This is a genomic window from Dickeya poaceiphila (genome assembly GCF_007858975.2).
GTDB lineage: Bacteria > Pseudomonadota > Gammaproteobacteria > Enterobacterales > Enterobacteriaceae > Dickeya > Dickeya poaceiphila.
The window spans coordinates 2,851,179-2,870,706 of record NZ_CP042220.2; the positions used below are offsets into that span (position 1 = coordinate 2,851,179).

General features: G+C 56.0%; 18 protein-coding genes. 10 read left to right on the forward strand and 8 right to left on the reverse strand.

Going from position 1 to position 19,528, the window contains the following annotated elements; all coding sequences use genetic code 11:
- The first annotated feature begins 335 nt into the window (after positions 1 to 335).
- A complete protein-coding gene (locus Dpoa569_RS12645) occupies positions 336 to 1,622 on the forward strand; it encodes a citrate synthase (RefSeq protein ID WP_042869530.1) in 1,287 nt (428 codons plus the stop codon).
- A 121-nt stretch (positions 1,623 to 1,743) separates the two neighbouring features.
- Here the strand turns inward: Dpoa569_RS12645 and pxpA are convergent, their stop codons facing one another.
- The 6 genes from pxpA to Dpoa569_RS12675 form a co-directional block, all read right to left on the reverse strand.
- Complete coding sequence (gene pxpA / locus Dpoa569_RS12650; RefSeq protein ID WP_042869528.1) at positions 1,744 to 2,481, reverse strand: 5-oxoprolinase subunit PxpA; 738 nt, start codon at positions 2,479 to 2,481, stop codon at positions 1,744 to 1,746.
- Positions 2,471 to 3,400 (reverse strand): 5-oxoprolinase subunit PxpC, encoded by a 930-nt coding sequence (pxpC, locus tag Dpoa569_RS12655; RefSeq protein ID WP_042869526.1) that lies wholly within the window; start codon positions 3,398 to 3,400, stop codon positions 2,471 to 2,473. Before pxpC ends, pxpA begins: the two co-directional genes overlap by 11 nt.
- Positions 3,394 to 4,053, reverse strand: a complete 660-nt coding sequence (gene pxpB / locus Dpoa569_RS12660; RefSeq protein WP_042869524.1) for a 5-oxoprolinase subunit PxpB — start codon at positions 4,051 to 4,053, stop codon at positions 3,394 to 3,396. Before pxpB ends, pxpC begins: the two co-directional genes overlap by 7 nt.
- Before the next feature lie 63 nt (positions 4,054 to 4,116).
- Complete coding sequence (locus tag Dpoa569_RS12665) at positions 4,117 to 4,860, reverse strand: type 2 GTP cyclohydrolase I (protein ID WP_042869522.1); 744 nt, start codon at positions 4,858 to 4,860, stop codon at positions 4,117 to 4,119.
- Between the two features lie 31 nt (positions 4,861 to 4,891).
- Positions 4,892 to 6,322 carry a deoxyribodipyrimidine photo-lyase gene (gene phrB, locus Dpoa569_RS12670; RefSeq protein ID WP_042869519.1) on the reverse strand — a complete coding sequence of 477 codons (1,431 nt, stop codon included), beginning with the start codon at positions 6,320 to 6,322 and terminating at the stop codon, positions 4,892 to 4,894.
- A gap of 278 nt (positions 6,323 to 6,600) precedes the next feature.
- Entirely contained in the window at positions 6,601 to 6,807 is a 207-nt protein-coding gene (locus Dpoa569_RS12675; protein WP_146411416.1) for a YbfA family protein, read from the reverse strand.
- Between the two features lie 436 nt (positions 6,808 to 7,243).
- On the opposite strand from Dpoa569_RS12675, the gene kdpF reads away from it, so the two are divergent.
- The 7 genes from kdpF (at position 7,244) to Dpoa569_RS12710 (ending at position 15,678) form a co-directional block, all read left to right on the forward strand.
- Positions 7,244 to 7,333, forward strand: a complete 90-nt coding sequence (gene kdpF, locus Dpoa569_RS12680) for a K(+)-transporting ATPase subunit F (protein ID WP_080578346.1) — start codon at positions 7,244 to 7,246, stop codon at positions 7,331 to 7,333.
- The gene (gene kdpA / locus Dpoa569_RS12685) at positions 7,333 to 9,018 is read left to right on the forward strand and encodes a potassium-transporting ATPase subunit KdpA (protein WP_042869515.1); all 1,686 of its coding nucleotides are present in this window, start codon (positions 7,333 to 7,335) and stop codon (positions 9,016 to 9,018) included. Before kdpF ends, kdpA begins: the two co-directional genes overlap by 1 nt.
- Positions 9,019 to 9,032: 14 nt before the next feature.
- Entirely contained in the window at positions 9,033 to 11,099 is a 2,067-nt protein-coding gene (gene kdpB, locus Dpoa569_RS12690; RefSeq protein WP_042869513.1) for a potassium-transporting ATPase subunit KdpB, read from the forward strand.
- Between the two features lie 15 nt (positions 11,100 to 11,114).
- Complete coding sequence (kdpC, locus tag Dpoa569_RS12695; RefSeq protein ID WP_042869511.1) at positions 11,115 to 11,690, forward strand: potassium-transporting ATPase subunit KdpC; 576 nt, start codon at positions 11,115 to 11,117, stop codon at positions 11,688 to 11,690.
- 57 nt (positions 11,691 to 11,747) lie between these two features.
- Positions 11,748 to 14,477 (forward strand): two-component system sensor histidine kinase KdpD, encoded by a 2,730-nt coding sequence (kdpD, locus tag Dpoa569_RS12700; protein WP_042869509.1) that lies wholly within the window; start codon positions 11,748 to 11,750, stop codon positions 14,475 to 14,477.
- Positions 14,474 to 15,163: a two-component system response regulator KdpE gene (kdpE, locus tag Dpoa569_RS12705; protein WP_042869507.1), complete on the forward strand. Its 690-nt coding sequence runs from the start codon at positions 14,474 to 14,476 to the stop codon at positions 15,161 to 15,163. Before kdpD ends, kdpE begins: the two co-directional genes overlap by 4 nt.
- A gap of 86 nt (positions 15,164 to 15,249) precedes the next feature.
- On the forward strand, positions 15,250 to 15,678 hold the full coding sequence (locus Dpoa569_RS12710) for an EamA family transporter (protein WP_042869505.1): 429 nt from the start codon (positions 15,250 to 15,252) through the stop codon (positions 15,676 to 15,678).
- Positions 15,679 to 15,741: 63 nt separating this feature from the next.
- Here the strand turns inward: Dpoa569_RS12710 and pgm are convergent, their stop codons facing one another.
- Both pgm and seqA read right to left on the reverse strand, forming a co-directional pair.
- Positions 15,742 to 17,385 carry a phosphoglucomutase (alpha-D-glucose-1,6-bisphosphate-dependent) gene (gene pgm / locus Dpoa569_RS12715; protein WP_042869503.1) on the reverse strand — a complete coding sequence of 548 codons (1,644 nt, stop codon included), beginning with the start codon at positions 17,383 to 17,385 and terminating at the stop codon, positions 15,742 to 15,744.
- A 25-nt stretch (positions 17,386 to 17,410) separates the two neighbouring features.
- Entirely contained in the window at positions 17,411 to 17,947 is a 537-nt protein-coding gene (gene seqA / locus Dpoa569_RS12720) for a replication initiation negative regulator SeqA (RefSeq protein ID WP_042869502.1), read from the reverse strand.
- Between the two features lie 253 nt (positions 17,948 to 18,200).
- Between seqA and ybfF the strand changes: the two genes are divergently transcribed.
- Both ybfF and ybfE read left to right on the forward strand, forming a co-directional pair.
- On the forward strand, positions 18,201 to 18,971 hold the full coding sequence (ybfF, locus tag Dpoa569_RS12725; protein WP_042869499.1) for an esterase: 771 nt from the start codon (positions 18,201 to 18,203) through the stop codon (positions 18,969 to 18,971).
- 264 nt (positions 18,972 to 19,235) lie between these two features.
- Positions 19,236 to 19,517, forward strand: a complete 282-nt coding sequence (ybfE, locus tag Dpoa569_RS12730) for a LexA regulated protein (RefSeq protein WP_042869497.1) — start codon at positions 19,236 to 19,238, stop codon at positions 19,515 to 19,517.
- Positions 19,518 to 19,528 lie beyond the last annotated feature (11 nt).

A 19,528-nucleotide genomic window follows, 5' to 3' on the forward strand; every position in this document is an offset into this window, starting at 1 on the left:
GGCCCAAGAAATCCTTTGTCCTGTTTGTTAAAGCTTATCGGTAACGCTTTCCCATTCATCAAAGTTATGTAACAGTGGAAAGCAAAGTCCCCCTGAAAAGTGATAAGTACTAGCTATAATTAGAGATAGTAGGACAGGGTTAGTACCCAAGCAGGGAGAGTAACGTGTTCATCCTGACTGTGGTCGTCTGGCGATACAGTCAACTCTGTACCCGGTCTGTTCCTAATTACAGAGTGACACCTGGTCTGTTTCCTTTGTCCAGCGTGCGGGCATGACGGTATTTCTGCAGTGACAAATTTTTAAAATTAAAGATTAAAGCGCTAAGGAGACTGTAAATGGCTGAAAAAAAAGCAACACTTACAATAGACGGTAAAGACGCTATTGAGCTAAATGTCCTGTCTGGTACGCTTGGCAACGATGAAATTGATATTCGTAGCCTCGGTTCTAAAGGTTATTTCACATTTGACCCCGGTTTCACTTCTACCGCATCCTGCGAATCCAAGATCACTTACATTGATGGCGATCAGGGCATTCTGTTACATCGTGGTTACCCTATCGCACAACTGGCGGAAAAATCTAACTATCTGGAAGTCTGTTATATTTTGCTGTTTGGCGAAGCACCGACACAAGAGCAGTATGACACCTTCAAAACCACTGTTACTCGCCACACCATGATTCACGAGCAGATTACGCGCCTGTTCCACGGCTTTCGCCGCGACTCTCATCCCATGGCGGTATTGTGCGGCGTAACCGGTGCGCTGGCAGCCTTCTATCATGATTCGCTGGATATCGCTAACGAGCGTCATCGTGAGATTGCCGCTTACCGTCTGCTGTCAAAAATGCCGACCGTGGCGGCGATGTGTTACAAATACTCCATTGGTCAGCCGTTCGTGTATCCGCGCAATGACCTGTCCTACTCTGGTAACTTCCTGCGTATGATGTTTGCAACGCCGTGCGAAGAGTATGTCGTGAATCCGGTGCTGGAACGCGCCATGGACCGCATTCTGATTCTTCATGCAGACCATGAGCAGAACGCTTCCACCTCCACCGTGCGTACCGCCGGGTCTTCCGGTGCCAACCCATTCGCCTGTATCGCCGCGGGCATCGCTTCGCTATGGGGACCGGCTCACGGCGGCGCCAACGAAGCCTGTCTGCGCATGTTGGAAGAGATCAGCTCGGTTGAGCATATTCCAGAATTCATCAAACGCGCCAAGGACAAGAACGACTCGTTCCGCCTGATGGGCTTTGGTCACCGTGTGTACAAGAATTACGACCCGCGCGCCACCGTTATGCGCCAGACCTGCCACGAAGTGCTTAAAGAACTGGGTACCAAAGATGACTTACTGGAAGTGGCGATGGAGCTGGAAAACATCGCACTGAACGACCCGTACTTCATCGAGCGCAAACTTTACCCGAACGTAGACTTCTACTCCGGCATTATCCTGAAAGCCATGGGAATTCCGTCTACCATGTTTACGGTGATTTTTGCTATGGCACGTACCGTCGGCTGGATTGCTCACTGGAGCGAAATGCACGACGAAGGGCTGAAGATTGCTCGTCCGCGTCAGTTGTATACCGGTCATGCCGAGCGCGATTTCACGCCATTAACGACCAAACCTTAAGCACAACGGCGCTATCTGCATACCAGATACTCAGGTCGGGTTTTTTACCCGACCTTTTTTAAAAGTGAAATATAGACATCTCGCCTTTCAGCCACAGAAAAAGCTGGCCATTATTTCCTGATTATCGGGCCATAACCTGTATGCCGTACTGAACAAAACTTTCCCGTAGCCGACGGGCAAAGCTCAGCGCATGAGCATTGTCACCATGCAAACAAACGGTTTCTGCCTGCACCGCAACCCAACTGCCGTTACTGGCACGAACCCGCTGACGCTGCACCATTTCCAGTGTCTGAGCCAGCGCCAACTCGTCACTACTGATCACAGCAGCAGGCTGATCACGCGGCACCAGCGAACCATCGGCCTGATAGTTACGGTCAGCGAAAACCTCCTGACGGGTTTTCAGTCCGGCGCGTTTACCGGCACGAATCAGCTCACTCCCCGCCAGCCCGACCAGACATAACGACGGATCAACTGCCGCCACCGCATGGGCAATGGCCTCTGCCAGCGCGGGGTCGCGCGCCGCCTGATTGTAGAGCATACCGTGGGGTTTGACGTGAAACAGGCGTGCGCCTTCTGCTTTGATAATCGCTGCCAGCGCGCCAATTTGGTATAGCACCTGTGCATAAACCGTTTCCGGCGGCACATTCATCGCCGATCGACCGAAGTTTTCACGGTCAAAAAAACTTGGGTGAGCGCCAATTGCTACACCATACTGAATAGCCCAGCGCACTGACTGACGCATCATGTCAGCATCGCCGGCATGAAAACCGCAGGCGATATTAGCAGAGGAAACCAGTTGTAACAGCGCCTCGTCATGTTGGCCGCCCTCTCCCAAATCAGCATTCAAATCAATTACCATGTAGCCTCCAAGCCAATTGTTCCAGATAGCGGTGCTGCTCTTGTAATGCTCGCTGTGCCTCATCCAGAGAACAACGAATAAAGTGAACCGGTTCACCCAGGCGCAACTGCGCCATGTTGTACAAGTCAGCTTCAATCACACAGCCAATGCGTGGATAGCCGCCAGTCGTTTGAGCATCGGCCATCAGCACAATCGGCTTACCGCTGTGCGGCACCTGAATAACCCCTGGTAGCAGACCATGCGACAACATTTCCCGTGGTTTTTCAAGCATCAACGCCGGCCCCAACAGACGATACCCCATACGGTTGCTCTGTGGGCTAAGATGCCAGCCAGTACGCCAGAAATTGTCACGCGCCGCTTCACTGAACGCCTGATACTCCGGCCCTGGCAATACACGTACCCGATTGCTGAACAGTAGTTGCTTAACCCCGACAGAACGGCCAGGCAAACGCCACGGTTTTCCCAGTGGCAAGGTATCGCCATCCGCCAGTGGGCGTCCTTCCAGTCCACCGATTCTGGCGTTGAGATCGGTACTGCGCGAACCGAGCACTTCCGGCACCGCAATACCGCCAGACACCGCCAGATAACTGCGCATCCCATTGCGCGGCGATCGCAGACGCAGTGTCTGCCCCTTTTGTACAGCGAAGCACCACCCGGTCCACAACGTTTTACCATCCAGTACCGCGTGGCAGTCTGCACCGGTCAACGCTATCCAGCACGGCGTGGTAAATGTGACCACCAGTTGCCCCAGTGTAATTTCCAGCGCCGCCGCGTTCGTTTCATTCCCCACCAACAGATTGGCAAGTGTTAGCGCCGGGCTATCCAGCGCGCCGCACTGGCTGATGCCTAATTGTCGCCACCCCGTACGCCCAAGATCCTGGACCGTGGTCTGCAATCCTGCCCGGATAACTTTCAGCATACGCCCTCCCGCTGGGGTACGAAACGCACCCGGTCCCCCGGTTTGAGCAGCGTAGGCGGCGTTTGCATCGGCTGGAACAACGCCAGCGAGGTGCGGCCAATCAACTGCCAGCCACCCGGTGTGCTGAGTGGATAAACACCGGTCTGGCTGCCGCCGATGCCTACCGAACCGGCAGGCACCTGCAGGCGTGGTTCGGCGCGGCGCGGTGTAGACAGTGCCTCATCCAACCCGCCAAGATAGGGGAAGCCGGGCTGGAAACCGAGGAAATAGACCACATAACGCCCGGCGGCATGACGCTCCACCACCTGTTGCGCAGTCATGCCACAGTGTTCCGCCACGACATTCAAGTCTGGCCCGTGTTCGCCGCCATAGATTACCGGAATGTCTACCTCACGCTGTTGCACGTCGGTAAGCGAGTCACTCTCTTCCCACCAGCGTTGCAGCCGCTCAATAGCATCCAGCGCCTGTTGAGCAGGGTTCCTGAGCACCACCGTCAGGTTGTTCATGCCGGGAATCACCTCGCTGACATCATCGTGCCCGGTCAAACGCTCCGCCAGTCCCCAGATCCGCTGCTGGCTTTCCAGCCTCAGCGGTGGTTCCAGCTCCAACACCACCGTTCTCTCACCCAATAAATAACAGCGTGCGCGTTGCATTTTTCCTCCCGCCTGATGTCATCTGCCTCATTCCGCTATCGCATCATGTACGTCCAGCCTCAATTACGCCGGATTGGGGATATCAATAAATGTCACCTCAACGCCGTGTTGCGACGCCAGCCACTCGCCTAATGCGCGGATACCGGCTCGCTCGGTTGCATGATGACCGGCAGCATAGAAATGCAGCCCCATTTCACGGGCGGTATGGATGGTTTTTTCCGACACTTCGCCGGTGATAAAAGCATCAACGCCAAAATCAGCCGCCTGATCGATAAAGCTTTGCCCGCCGCCGGTACACCAGGCAATACGCCGGATCTGCGCAGGCGCATGGTCGCCGCAATGCAGAACCGGTCGCTCCAGCACCGTTTCCAGCCTGTGACGTAAATCGTCACCGCTGCAAGGCTCGGCCAGTTCACCGTATGGCAACAGCGACTCAATTTCCCCCTGCACCCGAATATCCAGCATCACCGCCAGCCGGGCGTTGTTGCCCACGTCCGGGTGGGCATCCAGCGGCAGGTGGTAACCATACAGGTTGAGGTCATTCGCCAGCAGGGTTTTCAGGCGCTGACGTTTCATGCCGCGTATCACCGCCGGTTCGTTGCGCCAGAAATAGCCGTGATGTACCAGCACCGCATCAGCCTGCTGCGCTACAGCGGCGTCCAGCAATGCCTGGCAGGCAGTGACGCCGGTGACAATACGCCGCACCTCGCTGCGCCCTTCCACCTGTAACCCATTAGGGCCGTAGTCCTGAAACGCCGCCACATTGAGAAAGCCGTTAATCAGGCTTTCCAGTTCAGTATTACGCATAGTTTTGTGCTCCTTGTGTCTGTTGTGGCGATCATGCCGTTTCATTCTTTTTAGCGGCGTCGAATGCCGCCAGTGTACGCGTACGTGCCTGTTTATGGTCAACAATCGGCGCTGGATAGTCGATGCGTCGGTGCTGACGGGCCGCCCAGTCATGAGGATGATGAATCTCCTTGCCCGGAATCTGCGCCAGCTCCGGTACCCAGCGTCGGATGAACTCGCCGTCCGGGTCGAAACGCTCCCCCTGCGTGGTAGGGTTGAAAATACGGAAATAAGGCGCGGCATCGGTGCCGGTGGATGCCGCCCACTGCCAGCCGCCGTTATTGGCCGCCAAATCGCCGTCCAGCAACTGGCTCATGAAATAGCGCTCGCCTTCACGCCAGTCGATCAGCAGGTCTTTCACCAAAAAACTGGCGCATATCATCCGTAGTCGGTTGTGCATCCAGCCCGTCTGATTCAACTGCCGCATCGCCGCATCAACGATGGGATAACCGGTTTCTCCCCGCTGCCACGCCGCCAGCTCATCTGGCGCGTTACGCCACGCGACACGCTGCGTCCAGCCAATAAACGGCTGGTGCTTGCACAACACGGGGCTGAACACCAGCAGGTGACGGTAAAACTCGCGCCACACCAGCTCGCTGAACCAGACAAACGCACCGCTTTCTAGCCGGGTTAACCAGTCCGGGTGTTCCACACGTAGCCGATTGAAACACTGACGTGGCGACAGTACCCCCAGCGCCAGATACGGCGACAACTTGCTGGTCGCGGCTCGCGCAGGCAGGTCACGCTGTTCATGGTAGAACGCGACCTGCTCGCGGCAGAACTGGCGCAGGCGCTGCAAGGCGGCTGGTTCTCCAACCGGGAAATCGGCGTGAACGTCGGTTTGCGGATAGTCGAACGGCGCCAGCGATGAGAGCACGACATTCCCATGCTGGCGGGCTGCCGGCGCAGGCATCGAACTGACATCAGATTGTTGCAGACGTTTGATAAAGGCCGCACGAAATGGCGTAAACACCTTGTACATGTCGCCAGACGCGGTAACCACGCTGCCAGGCGGCAACAACAGGCTGTCGTCAAATCCGCGGCAATCGGTCACCCCCGCCAGCGCCTGTTCCAGTTGTTTATCACGCTGACGCTCATTCCACTCATACTGACGGTTGTAAAATAACTGCGTTACCTGACGCTCACGGCAGAAATCTGTTAGCCAACGCACACTGGCGGCAAAATCATTACACTGATGGTAGTGCAGCGGGATACCTTTCTCCCGCAGCACTTGCTGCAAACAACGCAAATTACCCAACAGGAAAGCAGCCTGACACGACGCCATCGTATGGCTGGCCCACTGTTGCGGCGTGGCGATAAACACCGCTTCAACCCGTGCTTCAGGGTCCTGACAGGCGGCGTGCAACGCCAGATTATCGGTAAGGCGTAAATCGTGACGAAACCAAACCAGATGTGTAGTCATGAACCATCCTTAACGTACTGCTGAAAAATAAGTGCCCATACCGTAACCGCAGCGCCTGCGGGTAAGAATCGGAGTCGCGCTGCTGCCCGACAGTCATGGTATCTCCTTGATTAAAAGAGAATGCTATCGCAATAGCATAGCCTGTGACAGCTACGCAGAGGAAGGAGGTCAGATAGTCAGCAAAAGAGACAGGAAAAGAGACAGAAAAAAGAGAAGAGCGCTAACAACCGCACGGAAGAAAAAACAGCCACAGGTGGCTTCCCTGAGCGGATAGTCAATCAGTAAAAATAGCTGGCAGCATGTTCAGACTGTTCCAGCCACACCGGCTTGTCGCTGGTCTTAAGCCAGACGCGATGCAAGTAGCTATAAAAACGAGCGCGACCACGCCAGAACACCATCACCGGCAACGCCGCCAGACCAAGCAGCACTACAGCGGTTCGACGCAGAACGACCCGGTACCAGGGATAAATAACATAGGACATCATAGCGGCTCCTGATTAAAGGGTTATCTCTGATTAAATTTTACACTCATCGGACCAGATAACAACACAGAAATTGACTATTTTTTCATACTCATCAATAAGTTAAATTTTAGTTAATTTTTTCGCCACCCAAAGTTAAATGTAATTATACGGACCCAATATGTCAGACAGACTGTCAGTACCGGTGGGCCATCCTCCGCTCCTGTACCTCGCTCTGGCCTATCAATAGCCTAACTGACGTATTTTTCACCATTTTTATATTTTTTTTACGCTCACCCCACGGAAATTTGCACCTTCTTTTTTCTACTCTGCGTAGCCTGAGCGCTGTAGGAAGAATCTCATTTTCAAGCGTATAGAACCGGCCAGATGCCGTTGCGCGGTAAGTTTGAACCGTGGGAAACGACCGGATGATAGTTTGTCAACACCGTTGGAGGTGACTGTGAATATTGGCTTGGTGGCAGGCGGTATACTGGTGGTACTGCTGCTGGTTTACCTTTTCTATGCATTGCTCAACGCGGAGGAATTCTGATGCCCAGCGATGCTTTTTTATTGATCGTCAGTCTGTTTGCGATCTTATTGGTGCTGGCACAGCCGCTTGGCCAGTTTATGGCCCGGCTGGTAGAAGGCGAAACCGGCGTATTGCAGCGCTACGAGCTGAACGTGGCCCGGCTATGTGGCTTTTCAACCCGCGAAATGAAGTGGCAACACTACGCCATCTCGATTCTGGCGTTCAACCTGTTGGGCATCGCACTGCTGTTCGTGATGTTGATGTATCAGGACAGGTTACCGCTGAATCCACAGCAAATGCCGGGCCTGTCATGGCATCTGGCGCTCAACACCGCGATAAGTTTTGTGACCAACACCAACTGGCAGGCTTACAGCGGAGAAAACACCCTCAGCTATTTCAGCCAGATGGTGGGGCTAACGGTACAGAACTTTCTGTCCGCCGCCACCGGCATCGCAGTAGCTTTTGTACTGATGCGCGCGTTTGCCCGCCGCACCACCCAGGAACTGGGCAACGCCTGGCTGGATCTGTTGCGCATCACTCTGTATCTGTTGCTGCCGATTTCACTGCTGCTCAGCCTGTTTTTCATCAGTCAGGGGAGCATCCAGAACTTCCTGCCTTATCAGCATCTCACCACGCTGGAAGGCGCATCACAGGTGCTGCCGATGGGACCGTTGGCCTCACAGGAAGCGATTAAAATGCTGGGCACCAACGGCGGCGGCTTTTTCGGCGCTAACTCAGCGCATCCATTCGAAAACCCGAATGCGTTGACCAACTTCGTGCAGATGTTGTTCATGCTGCTGATCCCCGCCGCGTTGTGCTTTACCTTTGGCCGGGTAGTGAATGACCGCCGTCAGGGGCATACCTTACTATGGGCCATGTCACTGATGCTGATTGTCGCTACCACGGTAGTCATGTACGCCGAAGTCAGCGGCAACCCGCATCTGTTATCACTGGGTGCAGACAGCGCACAAAATCTGGAAGGAAAAGAGTCTCGCTTTGGCGTGCTGGCATCAGCTTTTTTCGCGGCTATCACGACGGCAACATCCTCCGGCGCAGTCAACGCCATGCATGATTCGTTCACCGCGCTGGGCGGCCTGATCCCAATGTGGTTGATGCAGATTGGCGAAGTGATCTTCGGTGGTGTGGGTTCCGGTTTCTACGGCATGTTAGTGTTCGTGCTACTGACGGTATTTATCGCCGGGCTGATGATTGGCCGCACCCCAGAGTATCTTGGTAAGAAAATCGAAGCCTGGGAAATGAAGATGGCGGCACTGGCGATTCTGATTACCCCGGCACTGGTATTGCTGGGCACCGCGCTGGCACTCAGTACCGAAGCGGGTCGCGCGGGTATTCTGAACCCTGGGGCGCACGGTTTTAGCGAAGTGCTGTATGCCTATTCCTCTGCTGCCAACAATAACGGCAGCGCCTTTGGCGGTCTCAACGTCAACACCCCGTTTTACAACCTGACGCTCGGCATCACGATGCTGCTGGGGCGTTTCTCATCGCTGATTCCAGTACTGGCGATTGCCGGTTCGCTGGCGGCGAAAAAACGCCAGCCGGAAACCAAAGGGTCGCTGTCTACTCGTGGCCCGCTATTCATCAGCTTGCTGATCGTCATCATTTTGCTGATCAGCGCACTGAACTTTATCCCTGCTCTGGCACTGGGTCCTGTTGCCGAGCAGTTACAGTCAAGTCTGGTTCACTGAGCCGGAGAAAAAAGATGATTCGTAAACAGCAAACGATTTTTGATTCTGCCCTGTTGCGTAATGCGCTGGTGGATGCGGTAAAAAAACTCGATCCGCGCATCCAATGGCGCAATCCGGTGATGTTCGTGGTGTATATCGGCAGCCTGCTGACTACCGGTATCTGGCTGGCAATCGTCAGTGGGCAAACCGCCGGCAACGCCGGGTTTACCGGCGCAGTGTCGCTGTGGTTGTGGGTGACGGTACTGTTCGCCAACGTTGCCGAAGCGCTGGCGGAAGGCCGCAGCAAGGCGCAGGCAGAAACCCTGAAAGGGGTAAAAAAAACCAGTTGGGCCAATAAACTCTCTGCGGCGCATCACGATGCCGCGACCCAAAAAGTACCGGCTGACAGCCTGCGCAAAGGTGATGTAGTGCTGGTGTCGGCAGGGGAGATGATCCCCTGCGACGGTGAAGTGCTCGAAGGCGGCGCCTCGGTGGACGAAAGCGCCATCACCGGCGAATCCGCACCGGTTATCCGCGAGTCCGGCGGCGACTTCGCATCCGTGACCGGCGGCACCCGCGTGTTGTCTGACTGGCTGGTCATTCAGTGCACCGTCAACCCCGGCGAAACCTTTATCGACCGGATGATCGCCATGGTGGAAAACGCCAGGCGCCGTAAAACGCCGAATGAAGTCGCGCTCACTATCCTGCTGGTGGAACTGACCATCATCTTTCTGCTGGTGGTCGCCACGCTGTCGCCGTTCTCCTGGTTCAGCGTGATGGCCAACAACAGCGGGTCGGTCATCAGCATCACGGTACTGGTGGCGTTACTGGTGTGCCTGATTCCCACCACCATCGGCGGATTGCTGTCAGCTATCGGCATCGCCGGCATGAGCCGCATGTTGGGCGCTAACGTCATCGCTACCAGCGGTCGTGCGGTAGAAGCCGCCGGCGACATTGACGTACTGTTGCTGGACAAAACCGGCACCATCACGCTCGGCAACCGTCAGGCATCCGCGTTTCTGCCAGCGCCAGGCGTCAGCGAACAATCACTGGCCGACGCAGCGCAACTGGCCTCGCTGGCCGACGAAACCCCGGAAGGCCGCAGCATCGTGGTGCTGGCTAAACAGCGTTTTGGCCTGCGTGAACGCACACTACAGGATCTGGACGCCACCTTCGTGCCGTTTTCGGCGCAAACTCGGATGAGCGGCGTCAATATTCAGGGCCGCACCATCCGCAAAGGCGCGGTAGACGCGCTGCGCCGCTACATTGAAGCCAATCAGGGTCAGTTCCCGGCAGAGGTGGACGACGCCGTCGCCAGCGTGGCACGTAAAGGCGGCACCCCGCTGGTGGTAGCCGAAGGTAAACGCGTACTGGGTGTGGTGGCGTTGAAGGATATCGTCAAAGGCGGTATCAAGGAGCGCTTCGCCGAACTGCGCAATATGGGCATCAAGACGGTGATGATCACCGGCGATAACCCGCTGACCGCCGCGGCCATCGCCGCCGAAGCCGGCGTGGATGACTTTCTGTCGGAAGCCACGCCGGAAGCCAAGCTGGCACTGATTCGCCAGTATCAGGCGGAAGGCCGTATGGTAGCGATGACCGGCGACGGCACCAACGACGCCCCGGCGCTGGCACAGGCCGATGTGGCGGTGGCAATGAACTCCGGCACACAGGCGGCTAAAGAAGCGGGCAACATGGTGGATCTGGATTCCAACCCCACCAAACTGATCGAGGTGGTGCACATCGGCAAGCAGATGCTGATGACCCGTGGTTCGCTCACCACCTTTAGTATCGCCAACGATGTGGCTAAGTACTTCGCCATCATCCCGGCTGCATTCGCCGCCACTTACCCGCAGTTAAACGCGCTGAACGTGATGCACCTGCACTCCCCTGCCTCGGCGATGCTGTCGGCAGTGATCTTCAACGCGCTGATTATCGTGTTCCTGATCCCGCTGGCGTTGAAGGGGATCAGCTATAAGCCCATGAGCGCCGCCGCGCTGCTAAGCCGTAACCTGTGGATTTACGGGCTGGGTGGTCTGCTGGTGCCGTTTATCGGCATTAAGCTTATCGACCTGTTCCTGACCATCACCGGACTGGCATAACCGAAGGTAATCATCATGAATTATATCCGTTCTTCTCTGGTGTTATTACTGCTGATGACCCTGGTAACCGGCGTTGGTTATCCGTTGCTGGTCACCGCATTGGGGCAATCGCTGTTTCCGGCGCAGGCCAGTGGGTCCCTGGTATACCGGCAGGGCAAGCCGGTTGGTTCAGAGCTGATTGGGCAAGCGTTCAGCCGTAACGGATACTTCCAGGGTCGCCCGTCCGCTACCTCGGACAGCGCCTACAACACCATGGCATCAGGCGGCAGCAACCTTGCCGTCAGTAACCCGGCGCTGGACAAAGCCGTCAGCCAAAACGTAGCGGCCTGGCAACAGCGTCATGGTGACAACGATGCCGTACCGGTGGACCTGGTCACGGCATCGGCCAGTGGTCTGGACCCACATATTTCAGTCGATGCGGCGGTCTATCAGGCCGGTCTGGTCGCAAAAGCACGCGGCCTGTCGCTGGACCAGGTGGTGCAATTAATCAATCGCTATACCTACACGCCACGGCCCGCATTTATCGGTACGTCAGTGGTGAATGTCGTAGAATTGAATATGGCGTTGGACCAGCTTAAACCGCTACCCTGATTAAGGAACCACGTTAACGTCAGGGCACAGTAATGACCGATAAGGAACAGAACAGAAATGACCGACGAGGAACAACGTCGCCCCGACCCGGATAGCCTGCTGAGCCAGATTGAGGAACAACCGCGCGGCAAACTGAAAATCTTCTTCGGAGCCTGCGCCGGCGTAGGTAAAACCTACGCCATGTTGCAGGAAGCGCAACGCCTGAAAGCACAAGGGCTGGATGTACTGGTCGGCGTAGTGGAAACCCACGGGCGCAGCGAAACCGCCGCACTGGTGGAAGGCTTGCCATACCTGCCGATGAAGAAAATCAGCCATTATGGCCGCCATCATCATGAATTCGATCTGGATGCGGCGCTGGCACGCTGCCCGGCGCTGATCCTGATCGACGAACTGGCGCACAGCAACATTCGCGGCTCCCGTCATCCCAAACGCTGGCAGGACGTACAGGAGCTGTTGGATGCCGGTATCGACGTGTTCACGACCGTCAACGTACAGCATCTGGAAAGCCTCAACGATATCGTTGGCGGCGTCACCGGCATCCGGGTGCGGGAAACCGTACCCGACCCGATTTTTGACGATGCCAACGAAGTGGTGCTGGTGGATCTGCCGCCTGACGACCTGCGCCAGCGACTCAACGAAGGCAAAGTCTACCTGCCCATGCAGGCAGAACGCGCCATCGAAAATTTCTTTCGCAAAGGCAACCTGCTCGCCTTACGCGAACTGGCGCTCAGGCGTATGGCAGACCGGGTGGACGATCAAATGCGGGCGATGCGTGCCAGCCAGGGGCGTGAGCGGGTCTGGCATACCCGCGACGCCATCTTGCTGTGCATCGGTCGTGGTGTGGGCAACGAAAAACTGGTTCGCACCGCCGCCCGACTGGCTGCCCGGCTGGGCAGCATCTGGCACGCGGTCTACGTCGAAACACCACGCTTGCATCGCCTGCCGGAAGGCGAACGACGCGCTATTCTGCGCGCGCTGAAGCTGGCGCAGGATCTGGGAGCAGAAACCGCAACGCTCTCTGATCCGTCGGTGGAGCGCGCCGTGTTGCGCTACGCCCGCGATCATAATCTGGGTAAAATCGTGATTGGCCGTCACACCGAACAAAAACTCGGCTGGTGGCGTCGTACCCGCTTCGCCGAGAAACTCGGCAAGCTAGGACCAGACCTCGATTTGGTGGTGGTTTCGGTACAAGACGATGCCACACCGCCCCCACCCAAGACGCCGGATATCCGGGGAATAACGGACAAGTGGCGACCACAACTCTACGGTTGCGGTGTTGCCGCCCTGCTCTGTGCGTTGATCACGCTGCTGGCGCTGTGGTCGCCGTTTTCCATGCTGGAGCCGGTCAATCTGGTAATGCTCTACCTGCTGGCGGTGGTGATTGTCGCACTGTTTTATGGCCGCTGGCCGTCGGTGTTCGCCGCTATCATCAACGTCGCCAGTTTTGATCTGTTCTTTGTGGTGCCGAAAGGTACCTTCGCCGTCGCAGATGCGCAGTATCTGGTTACGTTTGCAGTGATGCTGACCATCGGCATTCTGGTGGGGAATCTGACCGCCGGGGTACGTTATCAGGCCCGCGTCGCCCGCTACCGAGAGCAGCGGGTGCGGCATCTGTACGAAATGTCCAAGGCGCTCAACCGCAGCCTGTCGGTCGAGGATATCGCCAAAGCCAGTCATCATTTTCTGCGTTCCACCTTTCAGGCCAAGATCGCCATTTTGCTGGCCGAACCGGTATCCTCCCCTACAGCGGAGTTGCAGCAGGTCGCGCTCGACGAACCCGATCAGTTGATCGTTGACCGGGCTATCGCCCGCTGGAGTTACGATCATGCCGCCACTGCCGGCGCGGGCACATCCACACTACCGGGCGTTCCCTATCAATTGCTGCCGCTGGCGACACCACAGCTGACTTTTGGCGTTATCGCCGTCGAGCCGAATAACGTTCGTCAATTGATGATCCCGGAACAACAACGCATGTTGGAAACCTTTACTGTACTGATCGCCAACGCACTAGAGCGCCTGCATCTGGTCAACAGCACTGAAAATGCGCGTCTGGATGCCGAACGCGAGCAACTGCGCAACTCACTGCTGGCAGCATTATCCCATGACTTACGCACGCCGCTGACGGTCCTCTTCGGTCAGGCGGAAATCCTGACGCTCAATCTGGCCTCAGAAGGTTCACCGTATGCCCCACAGGCCAGCCAGATCCGCCAACACATCCTCAGCACCACGCGTCTGGTCAACAACTTGCTGGACATGGCGCGCATCCAGTCTGACGGCTTTAATTTGCGTAAAGAGTGGCAAACGCTGGAAGAGTTGACCGGAAGTGCATTGCGGCAGTTGGAAAACTCACTGGCAAGCAATACTATTCAATTACGGTTGCCGCAGGACATGACTCTGGTGTACTGCGACGCCAGCCTGATCGAACGGGTGTTGATTAACCTGCTGGAAAACGCCATCAAATACGCAGGCGAGCAGGCAACCATTATTATCTCGGCCAGCCGGGTATCCTCATCGGTTTCTGGCGACCTGCTGGAAGTGCAGATTCAGGACAACGGTCCCGGCATTCCGGTCGGTCAGGAAAAAATGATTTTCGACAAGTTTGCCCGCGGGCATAAAGAATCCTCCATTCCCGGCGTCGGGCTGGGATTGGCGATTTGTCGGGCGATTGTGGAGATTCACGGCGGACGAATCTGGGCCACCAACGCGAATGAGGGTGGCGCAGTGTTCCATTTTACGCTGCCGCTGGGTGCGCCACCGGCGCTCGAACCTGAAGAGATGGAGTCCTGACCCTGTTACAGACCAACATTCTGATCGTAGAAGATGAAAAAGAGATCCGGCGTTTCGTGCGTAACGCGCTGGAAGGTGAAGGCTGTCGCGTGTTTGAAGCCGAGACGCTGCAACGGGGATTGATAGAAGCCGCCACCCGCAAACCGGATCTCATTATTCTTGATCTGGGTCTGCCCGACGGCGACGGCATTGATTACATCCGGGATCTGCGACAGTGGAGCGCCATCCCGGTTATCGTGTTGTCAGCCCGCACCGACGAACAGGACAAAATCGCCGCACTGGATGCCGGTGCCGAGGACTATCTCACCAAGCCCTTCGGTATTGGCGAACTGCTGGCTCGTTCACGGGTCGCGTTACGTCGTTTTAGTACTCCCCAGCAGGAAACCCCGCTGATTACCTTTTCCAATGTCACCGTGGATTTGATCAACCGTCAGGTTACCCGCAATCAGCAGGAACTGCACCTGACGCCGATTGAATTCCGGCTGTTGTCCACCCTGCTCGCCAGCCCAGGCAAAGTGTTGACGCAGCGCCAACTGCTCAATCAGGTCTGGGGTCCTAACGCCGTGGAGCACAGCCATTATCTGCGGATTTATATGGGTCATTTGCGCCAAAAACTGGAAGACGACCCAACCCGACCACGACACTTTCTGACTGAAACCGCCATCGGCTACCGGTTTATGCCCTAAACTCGCTCTCGTTTTAACGACTGGCGCTGGTTCCCTGCCTGAGTCAGGCGTAGCATCCAAACTTTTACCTACAGAGAAGAATATCAATGAGTAGCTGGTTACTTTACGCCCTGTTGTCAGCGTTATGCGCCGCATTGGTGGCGCTGTTTGGCAAAATTGGCCTGCAACAGCTGGACGCCAATACCGCCACCGCCATTCGCGCCGTAATTATGGCGCTGTTTCTGGTCGGCGTGGTGGTGGTGCAAGGCAAATCCTCACTGTTCAGCACCATACTCGCCAACCATAGGGCGATGTTGTTTATCATGCTAAGCGGTGTAGCCGGTGCGCTGTCCTGGTTGTTTTATTTTATGGCGCTGAAAAACGGCACCGTCGCGCAGGTTGCGCCCATCGACAAACTCAGTGTGGTGTTCGCCGTCATTCTGGCCGTGCTGCTACTGGGTGAAAAGATATCGCTGCTGGCAGGAATTGGCGTCGCGCTGATTTCCGCCGGCGCATTGCTGGTGGCGTTGGGATAACCGCCTGACAGGCCATAAAAAAGGCGCTGTTTACACAGCGCCCTGATTAAAGCTGATGGCTCATTACTTTGCGTTGCTCAGCACCGCGCTGACGATCTCAACAGCTTCTTTCTCGATTTTTTCACGATGCTCCGCGCCAAGAAAGCTTTCGCAATAAATTTTATAGGCCTCTTCCGTACCGGACGGACGCGCAGCAAACCAGCCGTTGTCTGTCATCACTTTTAAGCCACCAATCGACGCGCCATTGCCGGGTGCGGCAGTCAGACGCGCGGTAATCGGATCACCGGCCAACGTACTGGCTGATACCATTTCCGGCGACAACTTTGACAATGCCGCTTTCTGTGCATGGGTTGCTGATGCCTGTAAACGGTTATAGCTCGGTGCACCAAAACGTGCGGCCAACTCATCATAGTGCTGCTGCGGGTTCTTGCCGGTTACCGCAGTGATTTCCGCTGCCAGCAGACACAGGATGATGCCGTCTTTGTCCGTAGACCAGGGCTTGCCGTCAAAACGCAGGAACGACGCACCAGCGCTCTCTTCACCGCCGAATCCCAACGTGCCGTCGAACAGACCGTCCACAAACCATTTGAAACCTACCGGCACTTCCACCAGTTTGCGCCCCAGGTCCGCTACTACACGGTCAATCATCGCACTGGACACCAGCGTTTTCCCCACCGCGACCGACTCGCTCCACTGCGGGCGATGACGGAACAGGTAGTTGATGGCTACCGCCAGATAATGATTCGGATTCATCAGTCCAGCCGGGGTGACGATACCGTGACGGTCATAATCCGGGTCGTTGGCGAAAGCCAAATCAAACCTGTCGCGCAGTGCCAGCAAACCAGCCATTGCCGAAACGGACGAACAGTCCATACGGATAACACCATCATGATCCAACGTCATAAACCGGAATGTCTGATCAATGGCGTCGTTGACCAGCGTCAGGTCCAATTGGTAGCGTTCGGCAATACGCTGCCAGTAAGCAATACCGGAACCACCGAGCGGATCAACGCCAAGCTTTAGACCCGCGCGCTGAATCGCCGCCATGTCCACGACATCGCCCAGCGCCTCGACATACGGCTCGACCAGATCACGTTCGTGCAGGTGGCCGCTTTGACGCGCCTTGTCCAGCGACTGGCGCTTCACATCACGCAGGTTATCCGCCAGCAACGCGTTGGCGCGTTTCTCAATCACGCTGGTGAGGTTAGTATCTGCCGGGCCACCATTGGGCGGATTGTATTTAATACCGCCATCTTCTGGTGGGTTATGCGACGGGGTAATCACAATGCCATCGGCCAGCGCGCCACCCTGGCGGTTGTGAACCAGAATCGCGTTTGACACCGCTGGCGTCGGGGTAAAGCCGTTATCCTGCTGGATAATGACGTCAACACCGTTGGCGGTCAGCACTTCCAGCACCGAAATGAACGCCGGTTCGGACAACGCGTGAGTGTCTTTGCCCACGTAGCATGGTCCGGTGATGCCCTGACGACTGCGCTCTTCGGCAATCGCCTGGGCAATCGCCAGAATATGGGCTTCGTTGAAACTGTGGCGGGCGGCGCTACCGCGATGACCAGAGGTGCCGAATTTAACCGATTGGGCCTGATTGGTCACATCCGGGCGCAACACATAATACTGGGACGTCAACTGTGCGACATTAATCAGGTCGCTTTGCCGGGTCGGTTGTCCGGCTCTTGGGTGATTAGCCATTGGCGTTTCTTCCTGACGCAGTGAGTTAAATGGTGCCGCAAACTTTTTCAGTCAGTTCCGGCGGGAACTTCATCGCCAGCATGATGTACTCGATCATGCTGCGTTTGCGACCGGTATTGGTATTGGTGATAACCCAGTAAGGCGAACCTTCAATGTGCCGGGGTTTAGTCTGGGCGCCGTGCAGCAACAGCGTTTGCTCGTCGGCAGCAAAATAGACGCGAGTGCGGCCATGCAACGATTCGGTAGCGGCGGCAAACTCTTCAGGCGACACGTGATATAAGGTAGACAGTACCATCAGAAAACGATTGACCGCCTTATTCTGCTCCGCATAGTCATCTGACAACAGCAATTCACGCACGGTTCTTACCCGGTCACGTGGCTGTTGTACGGCTGCAGGCTGGGTAATGGTCAACGCCGCTGTCGACGGGGCCACCGACGGTGTTGACTGCGCGCCGCTGAATTTCAGCATACGCCGTAAAATATCCGATGCACTCTCGCCGATATGTTGAGTGTGGCTGGCGATATAACGGTAAAGCTCGTCATCGACCTCAATAGTTTTCATCTTTATCCAGTACTGTTTTATGTCTTTAATCAATCATCAGGAATTATACAGGCTATGCGCAACCCACGAACAGCGGCAGACGCCGGTGGCGACATATTCAGGATAATCCTGAATATGTCGTACAAATCCCGTACATGAGCGCGGTTTTCGCTCCCTGCCCGGCTGACGCCGCCCGATAGCGTTTACGCTGCGGCCAAACGCCATGATAAAGTCATGATACCCTAAGCCACTGTCTCTCTGAATGAACTTCACCATGAAATTGAATTATCGCTGGCAAAACGCACAACAACCGCAAAATCGATTACCCGTAATCCTTATTCATGGCCTGTTTGGTAACCTGGACAATCTTGGCGTACTGGCGCGTGATCTGCAAAAACATCACGATACGTTGCAGATTGATCTGCGCAACCACGGGCTGTCGCCCCGTTCTCTGGAGATGAATTATCCGGCGATGGCGCAGGACGTGCGCGAGTTGATCGATGAGCTGGGGTTGGAGCGAGTCATTCTGATCGGCCATTCGATGGGCGGGAAAGTGTCGATGGCGCTGACCGAGACGCTTGCCAAATGTATTGACCGTATCGTGGCAATTGATATCGCCCCAGTGGATTATCAGGTTCGGCGTCACGACAAGGTGTTCGCCGCCATTCGCGCCGCCAGTGACGCGGGTGTGGAGCAACGGGCACAAGCTGCGGCAATCATGCGCGATTATCTGCCGGGTGAAGAGGGTGTGGTGCAATTCTTACTAAAATCCTTTCAGCAAGGAGAATGGCGTTTTAACGTGCCGGTGCTGTGGGATGAGTACGAACACATTGTCGGCTGGCGAGAGGTGCCCGCCTGGACTGGCCCCATCCTGTTTATTCGCGGCAGCGAATCACCTTATCTGGATGATAGCTACCGCGACGTGCTGTTGCGCCAGTTTCCCGCCGCCAAAGCGCATGTGGTGAGTGGCGCCGGGCACTGGGTGCACGCAGAAAAACCGGAGGCGGTGCTACGCGCTATCCACCGATTTCTAACCACTGACTGAGGTATCGGACGCCGGCAGCCATATCCATCGACGTCATACCACAGTTTAATTGAGCCTTGTCCCCAGTAAACGTTGTCGCCACCTCAACGGCTGGGGTATTATGGCGCGCTAAGTATGAGGGACGGCTGTCTGGCCACTTGCATCGTTAACCACATTTCATCAAAACACCGCCTGCGTTGCTGAAAGCAACGGATTACCCCCAGTATTCGAATCCCGGTGATCCAGTGCGGCGTTTTGGCCGAATTTCTTGCAGTACCATTAGTTATGGCAAAAGAACAAACGGATCGCACCACACTGGATCTGTTCGCGGACGAGCGCCGCCCTGGGCGGCCTAAAACCAACCCGCTCTCACGCGACGAGCAGTTACGGATCAACAAGCGTAATCAATTACGGCGTGACAAGGTACGGGGGCTGCGTCGTGTCGAGCTGAAAATCAACAGTGAAGCAGTAGATATTTTGAATGCATTGGCTGAGCAGAAAAACATCAGCCGCAGTGAACTTATTGAACAAATACTGCTGGCGCAGCTGGCGGAACAACAAGACTAACGCTCACTGGC